Here is a 13,331-nt window from a genome sequence, read left to right on the forward strand (position 1 = left end):
GGGGACATGACGATGATGGAATCAATTTACGCGTTGCTGGATCAAAATGAGATCTTCAACTCAACCACCATTCTTCATTACTGGGACGGCCTGACGGTCACTGTACAGTTGGTTTTCCTATCCCTGGTTATCGGTCTGGTTTTGTCTGTTCCCCTGGCGGTTGCCAGAACATCAAAGAACCCATGGATTAACCGCCCGGTATGGTTTTACGTTTACGTTTTCCGGGGGACGCCGCTGCTGATCCAGCTCTATATCATTTACTACGGTGTGGCGACGATAGAAGGGATCCAGGACTCCATGTTCTGGGCGGTGATAGAAGATGCATTCTATCCGTGCCTGCTGGCATTTGTGCTGAACACGGCTGCATACACTACCGAAATCCTGCGTGGTGCCATTATGGCAACATCACACGGAGAAATAGAGGCAGGCAAGGCATATGGAATGTCTCCATTTACTATTATGCGCCGGATTATCCTGCCCTCAGCATTCCGCCGGGCGCTGCCGGCTTACAGCAACGAAGTGATCTTTATGCTGCACGCCAGTTCCATTGCCTCTGTGGTGACCATTATTGACCTTACGGGTGCTGCGCGGGATATCTATGCCCGGTTTTACGCCCCCTTTGATGCTTTCCTGTTTGTCGCGGCAATCTACCTTTGCCTGACGTTTACCATTGTGTATGCGTTTAAGCGCTTGGAAGGGAAGTGGCACCGGCATTTACGCCCGCTTGAAACTAAGTAGGCCGGAGTCATTCAGGCACCTTATAACTAAAAAGCCAGCTGGATAGCTGGCTTTTTAGTGCAACTAGATCACTTTACTCAAACGTTGACCAAATCGGGGCATGGTCAGAAGGCTTTTCGATCCCACGCAGTTCGTAATCAATGCCGGCATCTTTTAATCGCTCAGAAAGCGTATTGGTTACCATGATGGAGTCGATGCGAAGGCCACGGTTGTCGTCAAAGCCTTTAGAGCGGTAGTCAAACCACGAGAACCTGTCGTTCACTTCCGGGTAGAGCTTGCGGAAAGAATCCGTAAAGCCCCAGTCAAGCAGGGTTTTCAGCCATTCACGTTCTTCCGGCAGGAAAGAACACTTGCCGGTGCGCAGCCAGCGTTTGGCATTTTGTTCACCGATACCAATGTCGAGGTCGATAGGGGAGATATTAATGTCACCCATCACGATAACATCGTCTTCCGGTTTATGGTGATCGTTCAGGTAGGTCATCAGGTCTTTGTAGAACTTTTCCTTTGCCGGGAACTTGGTTGGGTGCTCACGGTTTTCACCTTGAGGGAAATAACCATTCAGAACCACCAGATCCCGACCGTTTTCCTGTTTGAAACCGCCGATGATCATCCGGCGCTGGGCATCTTCGTCATCGGTCGGGAAGCCTTTCAGGATAAATTCCGGCTCTTGCTTACACAGCATGGCAACACCGTAATGGCCTTTTTGACCGTGAAAGTACACCCGGTAACCCATGGCTTCAACATCTTCGACCGGAAAGGCGTCATCGTGAACCTTGATCTCCTGAAGGCCGATAATATCCGGCTGGTGTTTGTCGATAAGAGCCTGAAGCTGGTGAAGGCGGGCGCGCAGGCCGTTAATATTGAATGAAATAACCTTCATTGTTGTTTTTATCCTTGTTGTCAGCGTGTCTCTGTCTCGGTGAGACTTCTCTGTTGTCCCTACTGTACCAGCCTTGCCGGGCACTGCAAAAATTGAATTTGCGTATTCTGTTAATAGGTGGTTTCAGAGAAAAGTGATGAAGCAATTCATCCTCATTCAAATTTTTTGACCAAATCCGCCAGCTTTATCCCACCGACTCCAATTCGTACTGCTTTTATACTGAACGGAAGGTCAACTCACAGGGAGAGAAAGCATGGGTAAGCTGGTTGAAGGCGTTTGGCATGATGTCTGGTACGACACCAAAACATCCAATGGCAAATTTGTCCGGGAAGATGCCGGGTTCCGATCATGGGTAACCGCAGATGGAGAGCCGGGGCCGACAGGGCAAGGCGGGTTTAAGGCTGAGTCCGGGCGATATCATCTGTATGTTTCCCTGGCCTGTCCTTGGGCGCACCGAACCCTGATATTCCGGGAGCTGAAAGGATTGGTGTCGCACATTGATGTGACCGTCGTAGATTCGCTGATGATGGAAAAAGGATGGGCTTTCTCCACGCCGGAGCCATTGTATGGTTTTACCCATCTTTATGAGCTTTATGCCAAGGCGAAACCGGACTATACCGGGCGGGTGACTGTACCTGTGCTTTGGGACAAGAAAACTGAAACTATTGTCAGCAATGAGTCGTCAGAGATTATCCGGATGTTCAACAGTGCCTTTAACGGCGTGACTGGAAATACGTTGGATTTCTATCCGGGAAGCCTGCAGGAAACCATTGATGAGTGGAACAGCTTTGTCTACCCGAATATAAACAACGGCGTTTACCGGTGCGGGTTTGCTACTAAGCAGGAAGCGTATGAAGAGGCTTTCGAAAATCTGTTTTCTGCCCTGGATACACTTGAGGCGCACCTTGGGCAGTCAAAATACCTGGCCGGTGAGCAAATTACTGAGGCAGACTGGCGACTGTTTACCACATTGATCCGTTTTGACCCGGTTTATGTGGGGCATTTCAAGTGCAACAGACAGAGGATAGCGGACTACCCGAACCTGTATTGCTACATGAAGGCGCTGTATCAACATCCGGGTGTGGCTGAGACGGTCGATTTCAAACATATAAAAGACCATTACTATGTCAGCCATAAAACCATCAACCCAACCGGGATTGTGCCGAAAGGGCCGGAGCAAGATCTGTGGGCACCGCATGGCCGGTAATATGTGATGTTTGAGTAGTGTAGAAACGACAAAAGCCGGTGAAAATCACCGGCTTTTGTCTTAAATAATGGTGGTGGGAGAAGGATTCGAACCTTCGAAGGCTGAGCCGTCAGATTTACAGTCTGATCCCTTTGGCCACTCGGGAATCCCACCACGGGGTAACGCAAATTGTAAAGATGGTGGTGGGGGAAGGATTCGAACCTTCGAAGGCTGAGCCGTCAGATTTACAGTCTGATCCCTTTGGCCACTCGGGAACCCCACCACGGGGTGTCGCTAATTGTAAAATGGTGGTGGGAGAAGGATTCGAACCTTCGAAGGCTGAGCCGTCAGATTTACAGTCTGATCCCTTTGGCCACTCGGGAATCCCACCACGGGAGAACGCATTGTATCAAAAAATGGTGGTGGGGGAAGGATTCGAACCTTCGAAGGCTGAGCCGTCAGATTTACAGTCTGATCCCTTTGGCCACTCGGGAACCCCACCACAAGTGCGGGGCGAATATTAACAGACAGATTGATCCTGTAAAGGGATTTCTTCGCAAACATATTTCGTTTGCTGTTTTTTTCGGCGTAAGGGTGAGAATTTGAACCAACTGGATGATTTCGACGCATTTCTCCGATTTTTCTTTTCTACTGGCATCCTGTGCACCAAATTTAGTACGCGATAAAGCTCTCACATTGGGATCGCGTAAGTATTTGTAAATCCCGGCGTGATTTACACTTCTTTACCCTATTTGCATAAGGTCTTGGGTAAACTCGCCGAAGTCTTATATGTCATGGTTTCCACCGATGAAAAAAGTCCTTGTCTCTTCACTGTCCATCCTGGCCATATCCGGAGCCGGTTGGTGGTATTACGCATCTGCTGCCAACTCGCCGAAACCCGGTGCCCCAAAACGTCCGCCGGTGCAGGTTGCAACGGCGATGGTCGATGCACAAAGCCTTTCCTCTTCACTCAGTCTTGTCGGTAACCTGGATGCCGTCCGTTCTCTGGAAGTGGCTTCAGAAATCACCGGTAAAGTTGAACGTATCGCCGTCAAAGCCAACCAGCAGGTGAAAAAAGGCGATCTTTTGATAGAAATTGACCCGGTGAAAGCCAAGGCAGCATTGCTGGAAGCCAAGGCGTACTACACAGACGAACAGCGCAAGCTGGAAGACTACCGGAAGCTTATCAAGCGAAGCGCCATTACCCAGACTGAGCTGGATGCCCAACAAGCGAGCGTCGATATTGCCAAAGCACGTATGGACGTAGCGCAAGCAAACTATGACGACCACTTCATCCGTGCTCCGTTCAGCGGGGTAGTTGGCCTTATCGATTTCAGCGAAGGTAAATTGGTAAGTGCCGGCGAAACCCTGTTTACGCTGGATGACCTCTCCTCCATGCAATTGGATGTGAATGTGCCGGAGCAACACCTTGGAGATCTCCACCCTGGGTTGGTGGTAGAAGCCGGCAATCAGGCGTGGCCGGGAGATACGTTCAGCGGAAAGCTGGAAAATGTGGATACCCGGGTAAACAGTGACTCCCTGAACGTGCGTGCCCGAATTTTGTTTGCCAACCCGGAAATGAAACTCAAGCCGGGAATGATGATGACCGCGACGCTGACCTTTGACCCGCAAACCGTACCGGTTATTCCGGTACAGGCCATTGAGTACTCCGGTACCCGCCGTTATGTGTATGTGGTGGGGACTGAGGGTATCGCCAAGCGTACCGAAGTTGACCTGGGTGCCCGGTTCGACAACCAGGTACAGATCGATGACGGTGTAACGGTGGGTGATCGCATTGTGGTTCAGGGGCTGGTGAATATGCGTGATGGCGCTAAAGTAAAGGATCTTTCCACCGCCAAGCTGGATGCGAAGGCGCCGGTTGAAGAGGGCAAGTAAATGTGGCTCTCTGATATTTCCGTAAAACGCCCGGTTGTTGCGGTCGTACTCAGCCTGCTGCTCTGTGTGTTCGGTCTGGTGTCATTTGACCGCCTGCCGGTGCGTGAAATGCCGGATATCGACAGCCCTGTCGTTTCGATTGGCACCCGTTATGCCGGTGCGTCGGCCAGTATCATGGAAAGCCAGATTACCCAGGTACTGGAAGATGAGTTGTCCGGTATCAGCGGTATTGAGGAAATTACCTCGGTAACCCGTAATGGTTTCTCACGTATTACCGTTGAGTTTGAACTCGACTGGGACCTGATTGAAGGCGTTAGTGACGTTCGGGATGCGGTAGCCCGTGCCCAGCGACGCCTGCCGGATGAAGCGGACGAACCGGTTGTTTCCCGAGATAACGGCTCTGGTGAACCGGCGCTTTATATCAACCTTGCATCCTCTGAGATGGACCGTGCCCAACTGACAGAATATGCCGAGCGCACACTGGAAGACCGGTTCAGCCTGATTTCCGGTGTCAGTTCTGTCGGTATCTACGGTGCGCTTTACAAGGTGATGTATGTAGAGCTGGATCCGGTTTTGATGGCAGGGCGTGGCGTCACCACCAATGATATTTCCGCCGCGCTGCGGTCTGAAAACATTGAAAGCCCAGGCGGTGAGATACGAAATGATGTCACCACCATGCCGGTCCGCACCAAAAGGCTTTACATGACACCGGAGGATTTCCGCTATCTGGTGGTGCGGACGGCAAATGACGGCTCCCCCATTTACCTGAAGGATGTTGCCAAGGTCTTTATCGGTTCTGAAAACGAAAATGCGACGTTCAAGAACAACGGAGTTAACAACCTCAGCCTGGCAATTGTGCCTCAATCTGATGCCAACCCGCTGGATGTAGCGAAGAATGTCCGAGAACTGGTGGACTCGCTGCAAAGCTTCCTCCCGGACGGGACTCGCCTTTGGGTGGACTATGACTCTACCGTCTTTATCGAACGCTCTATTTCAGAGGTTTACAGCACCTTGTTTGTCACCGGCCTGCTGGTGGTGCTGGTGCTCTATATCTTTATCGGGCAGGCAAGGGCAACGCTGATACCGGCAGTGACTGTTCCGGTTTCACTGGTCTCCGCCTTTATTGCTGCGTACTTCTTCGGTTTTTCCATCAACCTGCTGACCCTGATGGCGCTTATTCTGGCTATCGGTCTGGTGGTGGATGACGCTATCGTGGTGGTGGAAAACATGTTCCACCATATAGAGAAGGGTGAAACCCCGTTGGTAGCGGCGTACCGGGGAACCCGTGAAGTGGGTTTTGCGGTCGTGGCTACCACTGCCGTTCTGGTGATGGTGTTCCTGCCGATTTCTTTTATGGAGGGCATGGTCGGCAAACTCTTTACAGAGTTTTCAGTCCTGTTGTCCGTGTCCGTAATTTTCTCCTCGGTGGTGGCGTTGACCCTCACTCCCGTGATGGGCAGCAAACTGCTAAAGGCGAATGTCCGCCGTGGTCGCTTCAACCAGTTGGTAGATAGTGGCTTTACCAAGCTTGAAAATGGCTACCGCTTTATTGTTACCGGGGCAGTAAAAGCGCGTTGGGGTGCACCTTTGGTGATTGCTGCCTGCTTAGGTGGAAGCTACTGGTTTATGCAGCAAGTCCCGGCTCAGCTTGTCCCACAGGAAGACCGAGGCGTATTGATGGCGTTTGTGAAAGGTGCTGAAGGGACGGCATACAATCGCATGGTGGGAAATATGGAGCAGGTGGAGGATCGCCTCCTGCCATTGGTTGAGGAAGGTTTGCTGCTGTCTATCAGTATCCAGACCCCCGCATTTGGTGGAATGGCAGGGGACCAGACCGGTTTCGTCATCATGCAGCTTGAAGACTGGCAAAAACGTGACCTGTCTGCGTCAGAAATTCTAATGAAAGTCCGCCAGTCCCTGGGTGGGATTCCTGATGTCAGGGTATTCCCGTTTATGCCGGGCTTCCGTGGGGGCTCCAGTGAGCCGGTCCAGTTTGTACTGGGCGGGGCAGATTACGAAACCCTTTTCAAGTGGGCAACGGTACTGAAAGAGGAGCTGGAAGCCAGCAAGCTGGCAAACGGGGCTGACCTCAACTATGCGGAAACCACGCCGGAGCTGGTAGTCAACATTGACCGTCGGCGGGCAGCAGAGCTGGGTATCAGTGCCCAGGAAATCTCCAACACGCTTGAGGTGATGCTGGGCGGAAAGAGTGAAACGACCTTTGTCGATCGTGGTGAGGAGTATGATGTTTACCTGCGCGGTGACGAAAAACGTTTCAACTCGTCAGCCGACCTGAGCCAGATTTACCTGCGCTCCCGAAGCGGCAAGCTAGTAACACTGGATACGGTAGCCAGCCTTGAAGAGGTTGCCTCAGCCCAGCGTCTCTCGCACACAGACAAACAAAAGTCGATCACCCTGAAAGCCAACCTGGAGCCGGGGCATACCCTTGGTGAAGTTCTGGACTTCCTGGATGCCAAAGCGATTGAGCAGTTACCGAAGGACATTACCATCTCCTACGCTGGTGAATCCCAGGAATTCAAGGATAACCAGAGCAGCATGCTGATGGTGTTCGGGCTTGCTATGCTGGTTGCCTATTTGGTGCTTGCAGCGCAGTTTGAGAGCTTTATCAACCCGCTGGTGGTGATGCTGACTGTCCCTATGGGAATATTCGGTGGTTTGTTCGGCCTGTGGCTGAGCGGACAGGGTCTTAACGTGTACAGCCAGATAGGGATGATCATGCTGATTGGTATGGTGACCAAGAATGGCATCCTTATTGTTGAATTTGCCGGCCAACTCCGTGATAGGGGGATTGAGTTCCAGCAGGCGATTATCGATGCATCCGTGCGTCGCTTACGCCCAATCCTGATGACGGCGTTTACCACGCTGGCAGGCGCCATTCCGTTGATCATCTCGACCGGTGCAGGCGCAGAAAGCCGGATTGCGGTGGGTACGGTTGTATTCTCTGGTATGGCATTTGCCACCATGGTAACGCTGTTGGTCATTCCTGCTATGTACCGACTGATGGCAACCCATTCACACTCTCCGGGCTTTATTGCCGATAAGCTGGAAAAAGAGTTGGCGAAGGACAAAGTACACCGTCCGGGACACGGCTGAAGCTAAAAGCAGAGAAATAAAAAAGCGCGGATTTCGATTCCGCGCTTTTTTTCGACTGTTAGACTGTGACCTTAGAAGTTAGCACCAATTGAAAACTGCAGGCCATTGATATCGCCTACATCCATAAGTTGTCCTTTTCCATCTAAATCACTGGCAATGACATGAACGTACTCTCCGCGAAGCCAGAATTTCTCATTCAGGTCATACTGTACGCCGCCACCTACTTCAAACATAAAAGTATTGTCATCGGTTACCTGGGTAATGGTGTTACTTGTCCTGTATTTTACCTTGGCTTTACCGCCGATGACTGTCCCGCGGGCAAACAGGCTCAATGGCGTATCAAAAAGTGGTCCGGTTGTGGGGACAATGGAGAAACCTATCTGGTGAATATCAACCTGTGCATTGTCTCCGCTGGGGTTGTACTCGCCAAACTCAGTGCTGACGTAGCGGTAATAGGCCTCCATACCAAAGTTAGGGTGGAGCTGGTAACCCATCCCGACATGAAAACTCGGGTCTTCATTTTTGCCCTTATAGGTGGTTTCACGACTGTCAGATGAGTAGGCCACGGTGCCCCCACCAATATACCCGTAGCTGTAGGCTTCAAATTCCTGCTCATCCGCCAAAACGTTCCCCGTCGACAATGTGAGCAATAAAGCGGGAATGGCATAAGCAACTTTCACAATGAAATCCTTTTAGATATGTTTGGTTACGTAAAGTCTTATAAGAGAGAAAGCATTATGTCAGAGAAATTAACCAGCCAACAACAAGACCAGTTAGATGCAGCAGCATTTCGCAGGTTACTTCAACATCTTGATGAGCATAAAGAAGTTCAGAACATTGATTTGATGATTTTGGCCGATTTCTGCCGGAACTGTCTTGGCAAGTGGTACAAGGCTGAGGCAGATAAACTGGGCATTGAAGTGAGCGATGACGAAGCTCGCTCCCGCGTGTACGGAATGCCTTACAGTGAGTGGAAAGAAAAGCACCAGCAACCGGCAACGCCAGAACAAATGGCAGCATTTGAAGCGCGGCAGGCAGCGAAGAAGAGCTAATACCGGTCCTCGGAAAATCCGGTTCTGGGAACTGGGAAAAGCAAGAGCGAAGAGCGTGACTGAACATATTCAGACGACAAACTCTTGCAGGACCCAGGACCCAGGACCCAGGACCCAGGACCCAGGACCCAGGACCCAGGACCCAGGACCCAGGACCCAGGACCCAGAATTTACAGCTTAGAGTTTTATAGCCGAAGGGCGGGTTAGTCCTTCCCCGCTTTCTCCCGGTAACTAGCCATCACCGCCTCTTTATCTGCCAGATAGCCATCCAGACCCTTTTGACGAAGGTCACACGCCGGGCAGGCACCGCAGCCGTTTCCTCGTACACCGTTATAACAGGTCAGGGTTTTTTCGCGCACAAAGTCGAGTTTCCCACACGCATCTGCCATGGCCCAGGTTTCTGCTTTATTGAGCCACATCAGTGGCGTTTCAATGGTCAGTGCACGATCCATACCCAGTACCAGTGACTGGTTTATGGATTTGACGAACTCATCCCGGCAATCCGGGTAACCGGAAAAGTCTGTTTCGCATACACCGGTAATCACAGTATTTGCACCGATTTGGTAGGCGTAGATACCCGCCAGTGTCAGGAAAAGGATATTACGGCCGGGTACAAAAGAGTTTGGCAGACCGTTTTCCTGCAGTTCATGGGACACCGCAATGTTATCCCTGGTCAGGGAACTGATAGCCAGTTCATTCAGCAGACTGACATCCATGACCTTATGGGCAGAGACTCCCAGTTCTTGAGCAATGGCCTGCGCCACTTCAATTTCTTCGCGGTGACGCTGGTTGTAATCGAATGTGATGCAGTGGACTTCATCGAAGCGGGTCAGAGCTTCAATCAGGCAGGTCGTTGAATCCTGGCCTCCGCTGAAAACAACAACGGCTTTTTTCATGGACGTTCTTCCATCTGTTTCTGTTACCGGAATTGTAATGTTATTCGCGGGAATAACCAGCTCCGGGATGGAAATCGAATTAGAGAAGAAAAAGCCCCGGGTTTTACCCCGGGGGTGCAGAAAGGTGCAAGGAAGAGAGTTAAATCGAGTAGGTTTTCAGTGCTTCAAGATGGGCTGAGATATCACCGATGTGGCTCTCAACCCAGGTGTCATCAAAATAGGTATCGAGGTACCGTTCACCGCTGTCACACAGCAGTGTCACGATGGAACCCTGTTCACCACGTGCTTTCATTTCTTCAGCCAGTTTCAGGGCACCCCAGAGGTTTGTACCAGTAGATGCGCCGGCTTTGCGGCCAATAATGTTTTCCAGCCAGCGAATAGTGGCGATGCTGGCAGCATCCGGCACGGTTTCCATGCGGTCAACTACACCCGGAATAAAGCTCGGCTCTACGCGTGGGCGGCCGATACCTTCGATGCGGCTGTAGCGGTTGAGGGTCAGGTTGGCGTCACCGGTTCTGAAATAGTCGTGGAACACAGAATCTTCGGGGTCAACAACCATCAGTTGGGTAGCATGGCAGCGGTAGTGAATGTAGCGGCCGATGGTGGCGGAAGTGCCCCCGGTGCCTGCACTCATCACTATCCAGGCAGGAATCGGGAAGCGTTCATATTCCATCTGGTTGAAAATGCTGTTGGCAATATTATTGTTGCTGCGCCAGTCGGTAGCCCGTTCAGCGTAAGTAAACTGATCCATGTAATGGCCGTTCAATTCTTTCGCCAGACGACGGCTCTCGTCATAAATCATGTCTGAGCGCGGTACAAAGTGCGCTTCACCGCCATAGAAGGCAATCTGCTCAATCTTCTTGCGGGAAGTACATTCTGGTACAACCGCGATGAAACGAAGGCCCAGAAGACGGGCGAAGTAGGCTTCAGAAACCGCAGTGCTGCCGGAAGATGACTCTATGATAGTGGTGTCCTGGTTGATCCAACCGTTACACAAGCCATAAAGGAAAAGGGAGCGGGCGAGACGGTGTTTCAGGCTGCCGGTCGGGTGGGTGCTTTCATCTTTAAGGTAGAGGTCTATCCCTTCGAAATAGGGGAGGTCCAGCTTAATCAGGTGGGTATCCGCAGAACGCTGCATATCTGCTTCGATCTTGCGGATAGCCTGGCATACCCACGCCTGTTTGGTCATGGTCTCTTCAATCTGGCAACAGCCGGTGTGGAATTCGGTTCTCATAGACAGCCCTGGAACAATGGTTGTTGTTATAGGTTCAATCTACTTTCATCAAAGGAGAAAAACTTTTCTCATTTTCCTCCATATTTGCTAATTTGGAGGAAATAATTCTATCAAATTGTGTTTTGTGATGAAGATCAATCTAGATAAAACCGACAGGCTGCTGCTCGGAATGCTTCAAAAAGATGCAACCCTGTCTCTGGCCGATTTGGCTGAGGCCGTAAACCTTACTACAACCCCTTGCTGGAAGCGGTTAAAACGTCTGGAAGAGTCCGGTGTACTTCGCCAGAGAGTGGCACTTTTAGACCCGGAAAAAGTCGGGGTGGCATTTACTGCCTTTGTTCAGATAAAAACCAGTGACCATTCTGAAAAATGGTACCGGCAGTTTTCTGAAACCGTGGAAGACTTTGCAGAGGTCATGGAATTTTACCGGATGGCCGGTGAATACGACTACATGATGAAGGTGCAGGTTGAGGATATGGGGGCTTTTGACCGTTTTTATAAGAAACTGGTCAACAGCATCGAAGGTTTGACGAATGTGACCTCCACCTTTGCGATGGAATCGCTCAAATATACAACAGCGTTACCAGTGTGAGGGCCAAATTTAGGGTAAAAAAAGCGATAAAAAGGACTTTTTTACCATTGAAACCCGGATTTTTGCCCCCATCTCACAGAAAAGTAACGATTGACTCGGGGGCAACTCGACTCCCGAAGTACGTGTCGCTATAATAGCGCGTCTTAAATTTCGGCCTGAAGGCTGACCTCAGTGCGCTGAGGTTCAAAGACACGTACCACTTAAGGGTGAACAATCGTGTCCCGTTTTACAGGCACTATTGCTTACGAATTCTTGACTGATTGCTGACTCGCAAGGTTGATTTTTCTCGCAGTAGTAAAGGATGCCACCGGCAGTTGCCGGTACCCAGCACTCAGAATTCCTGAGACAGTTTTGAGGTTATATACATAATGCAAGTTACCGTTGAAACCAAAGAAGGCCTGCAGCGCCAACTGACCATCACTGTTCCAGCAGCAAACATCGAAGATGCTGTTACTGCTGAGCTTCGCAACATCGCAAAAAATCGTCGTTTCGATGGTTTCCGTAAAGGCAAAGTGCCTATGAAGATGGTTGCGCGTATGTACGGTAAAGCTGTACGCCAGGACATCCTGGGTGAAGTGATGCACCGTCACTTCATCGAAGCGATCGTTAAAGAAAAGATTAACCCAGCTGGTTCTCCAACTTTTGCACCAGTTGAAATGGAAGAAGGTAAAGACCTGGTATTCAACGCGACTTTCGAAGTTTACCCAGAAATCGAACTGAAAGGTCTGGACCAGGTTAAAATCGAAAAGCCAGTAGCACAGGTTACTGACGCTGACGTTGAAGGCATGGTTGAAACCCTGCGCAAGCAACAAGCTAACTGGATCGCTTCAGAAGGCGCTGCTGAAGAAAACAGCCGCGTAACTATCGACTTCACTGGCTCTATCGACGGCGAAGAGTTCGAAGGCGGTAAAGCTGAAGACTTCAAACTGGTTATGGGCCAAGGCCGCATGATCCCTGGTTTTGAAGACGGTATCCTGGGCAAGAAAGCCGGTGAAGAATTTACTATCGACGTAAACTTCCCAGAAGACTACCACGCTGAAAACCTGAAAGGTAAAGCAGCGAAGTTTGGTATCGTTCTGAAGGCTGTTGAAGCTCAGGAACTGCCAGAACTGACTGAAGAGTTCGTACAGCGTTTCGGCGTTGAAGATGGTTCTGTAGAAGGTCTGAAAGCAGAAGTTCGCAAGAACATGGAACGCGAACTGGCTCAAATGCTGAAGAGCAAAGTTAAAGAGCAAGCTATCGACGGTCTGATCGAGCAAAACGACATCGACGTTCCTGCTGCACTGATTGACCAGGAAATCGACGTACTGCGTCGCCAGGCTGCACAGCGTTTCGGCGGCCAGGAAAATGCAGCGATGGAACTGCCACGTGAACTGTTCGAAGAACAAGCTAAGCGTCGCGTAGTTGTTGGCCTGCTGCTGGGTGAAGTAATCAAGAGCGAAGAAATCAAAGCAGACGAAGAGCGCGTTAAGGCTCTGATCGCTGAGATGGCTTCTGCATACGAAGATCCAACAGAAGTTGTTGCTTACTACGAGCAGAACGAACAGCTGATGAACAACATGCGCAATGTTGCTCTGGAAGAGCAAGCAATTGATGCGCTGCTGGCTAAAGCTCAGGTTTCTGAAGTAGAAAAAGGCTTCAACGAGCTGATGAACGCTCAAGCGTAATTGTTCGCTTTATCAGCGGATTAACTACGCAACAAATTGAGTGAAAAATTGACTTAGGATTCACTCTTTTGCTAAC

The 13,331-nt window shown here is 50.6% G+C and carries 11 protein-coding genes and 4 tRNA genes; 7 read left to right on the forward strand and 8 right to left on the reverse strand.

Annotated elements, in window-relative coordinates; all coding sequences use genetic code 11:
* Positions 1-12 precede the first annotated feature (12 nt).
* The gene (locus tag NF212_RS05310; protein ID WP_434359487.1) at positions 13-738 is read left to right on the forward strand and encodes an ABC transporter permease; all 726 of its coding nucleotides are present in this window, start codon (positions 13-15) and stop codon (positions 736-738) included.
* A gap of 73 nt (positions 739-811) precedes the next feature.
* Here NF212_RS05310 and xthA read toward each other — a convergent pair whose 3' ends face one another.
* On the reverse strand, positions 812-1,618 hold the full coding sequence (xthA, locus tag NF212_RS05315; protein WP_434359489.1) for an exodeoxyribonuclease III: 807 nt from the start codon (positions 1,616-1,618) through the stop codon (positions 812-814).
* A 253-nt stretch (positions 1,619-1,871) separates the two neighbouring features.
* Between xthA and NF212_RS05320 the strand changes: the two genes are divergently transcribed.
* Positions 1,872-2,825: a glutathione S-transferase family protein gene (locus NF212_RS05320; protein ID WP_434359491.1), complete on the forward strand. Its 954-nt coding sequence runs from the start codon at positions 1,872-1,874 to the stop codon at positions 2,823-2,825.
* 68 nt (positions 2,826-2,893) lie between these two features.
* Here the strand turns inward: NF212_RS05320 and NF212_RS05325 are convergent.
* From NF212_RS05325 to NF212_RS05340, 4 genes are all read right to left on the reverse strand, one after another.
* A tRNA-Tyr gene (locus NF212_RS05325) sits at positions 2,894-2,978 on the reverse strand.
* A 24-nt stretch (positions 2,979-3,002) separates the two neighbouring features.
* Positions 3,003-3,087, reverse strand: a tRNA-Tyr gene (locus NF212_RS05330).
* Between the two features lie 23 nt (positions 3,088-3,110).
* Positions 3,111-3,195, reverse strand: a tRNA-Tyr gene (locus NF212_RS05335).
* Between the two features lie 26 nt (positions 3,196-3,221).
* Positions 3,222-3,306, reverse strand: a tRNA-Tyr gene (locus tag NF212_RS05340).
* 305 nt (positions 3,307-3,611) lie between these two features.
* On the opposite strand from NF212_RS05340, the gene NF212_RS05345 reads away from it, so the two are divergent.
* Together NF212_RS05345 and NF212_RS05350 are read left to right on the forward strand one after the other, a co-directional pair.
* Positions 3,612-4,700, forward strand: coding sequence for an efflux RND transporter periplasmic adaptor subunit (locus NF212_RS05345; RefSeq protein ID WP_434359493.1), 1,089 nt, complete (start codon positions 3,612-3,614; stop codon positions 4,698-4,700).
* Positions 4,701-7,814: a multidrug efflux RND transporter permease subunit gene (locus NF212_RS05350; protein ID WP_434359495.1), complete on the forward strand. Its 3,114-nt coding sequence runs from the start codon at positions 4,701-4,703 to the stop codon at positions 7,812-7,814.
* Positions 7,815-7,885: 71 nt separating this feature from the next.
* On the opposite strand, the gene NF212_RS05355 is transcribed toward NF212_RS05350, so the two are convergent.
* On the reverse strand, positions 7,886-8,494 hold the full coding sequence (locus NF212_RS05355) for an outer membrane beta-barrel protein (protein ID WP_434359497.1): 609 nt from the start codon (positions 8,492-8,494) through the stop codon (positions 7,886-7,888).
* A gap of 57 nt (positions 8,495-8,551) precedes the next feature.
* Here NF212_RS05355 and NF212_RS05360 point away from each other — a divergent pair, with 57 nt between their 5' ends.
* Positions 8,552-8,866 (forward strand): DUF1244 domain-containing protein, encoded by a 315-nt coding sequence (locus NF212_RS05360; protein ID WP_434359499.1) that lies wholly within the window; start codon positions 8,552-8,554, stop codon positions 8,864-8,866.
* A 203-nt stretch (positions 8,867-9,069) separates the two neighbouring features.
* Here the strand turns inward: NF212_RS05360 and queC are convergent, their stop codons facing one another.
* Positions 9,070-9,762, reverse strand: a complete 693-nt coding sequence (gene queC / locus NF212_RS05365; protein WP_434359501.1) for a 7-cyano-7-deazaguanine synthase QueC — start codon at positions 9,760-9,762, stop codon at positions 9,070-9,072.
* A gap of 139 nt (positions 9,763-9,901) precedes the next feature.
* Entirely contained in the window at positions 9,902-10,951 is a 1,050-nt protein-coding gene (locus NF212_RS05370; RefSeq protein ID WP_434360832.1) for a PLP-dependent cysteine synthase family protein, read from the reverse strand.
* A 172-nt stretch (positions 10,952-11,123) separates the two neighbouring features.
* Here NF212_RS05370 and NF212_RS05375 point away from each other — a divergent pair, with 172 nt between their 5' ends.
* On the forward strand, positions 11,124-11,588 hold the full coding sequence (locus NF212_RS05375; protein ID WP_434359503.1) for an Lrp/AsnC family transcriptional regulator: 465 nt from the start codon (positions 11,124-11,126) through the stop codon (positions 11,586-11,588).
* Between the two features lie 368 nt (positions 11,589-11,956).
* Positions 11,957-13,255, forward strand: a complete 1,299-nt coding sequence (tig, locus tag NF212_RS05380; RefSeq protein ID WP_434359505.1) for a trigger factor — start codon at positions 11,957-11,959, stop codon at positions 13,253-13,255.
* Positions 13,256-13,331 lie beyond the last annotated feature (76 nt).

The sequence above is a fragment of the Parasalinivibrio latis genome (assembly GCF_036825535.1).
Taxonomy (GTDB): Bacteria; Pseudomonadota; Gammaproteobacteria; order Enterobacterales; family Vibrionaceae; genus Parasalinivibrio; species Parasalinivibrio latis.

Excerpts from the sequence above, each read along its gene's own strand:
- NF212_RS05350 (WP_434359495.1), top strand. The coding sequence starts at position 4,701 with ATGTGGCTCTCTGATATTTCCGTAAAACGCCCGGTTGTTGCGGTCGTA.
- NF212_RS05360 (WP_434359499.1), top strand. The coding sequence starts at position 8,552 with ATGTCAGAGAAATTAACCAGCCAACAACAAGACCAGTTAGATGCAGCA.
- tig (WP_434359505.1), top strand. The coding sequence starts at position 11,957 with ATGCAAGTTACCGTTGAAACCAAAGAAGGCCTGCAGCGCCAACTGACC.
- NF212_RS05375 (WP_434359503.1), top strand. The coding sequence starts at position 11,124 with ATGAAGATCAATCTAGATAAAACCGACAGGCTGCTGCTCGGAATGCTT.
- NF212_RS05320 (WP_434359491.1), top strand. The coding sequence starts at position 1,872 with ATGGGTAAGCTGGTTGAAGGCGTTTGGCATGATGTCTGGTACGACACC.
- queC (WP_434359501.1), bottom strand. The coding sequence starts at position 9,762 with ATGAAAAAAGCCGTTGTTGTTTTCAGCGGAGGCCAGGATTCAACGACC.
- NF212_RS05310 (WP_434359487.1), top strand. The coding sequence starts at position 13 with ATGATGGAATCAATTTACGCGTTGCTGGATCAAAATGAGATCTTCAAC.
- NF212_RS05345 (WP_434359493.1), top strand. The coding sequence starts at position 3,612 with ATGAAAAAAGTCCTTGTCTCTTCACTGTCCATCCTGGCCATATCCGGA.
- xthA (WP_434359489.1), bottom strand. The coding sequence starts at position 1,618 with ATGAAGGTTATTTCATTCAATATTAACGGCCTGCGCGCCCGCCTTCAC.
- NF212_RS05370 (WP_434360832.1), bottom strand. The coding sequence starts at position 10,951 with ATGACCAAACAGGCGTGGGTATGCCAGGCTATCCGCAAGATCGAAGCA.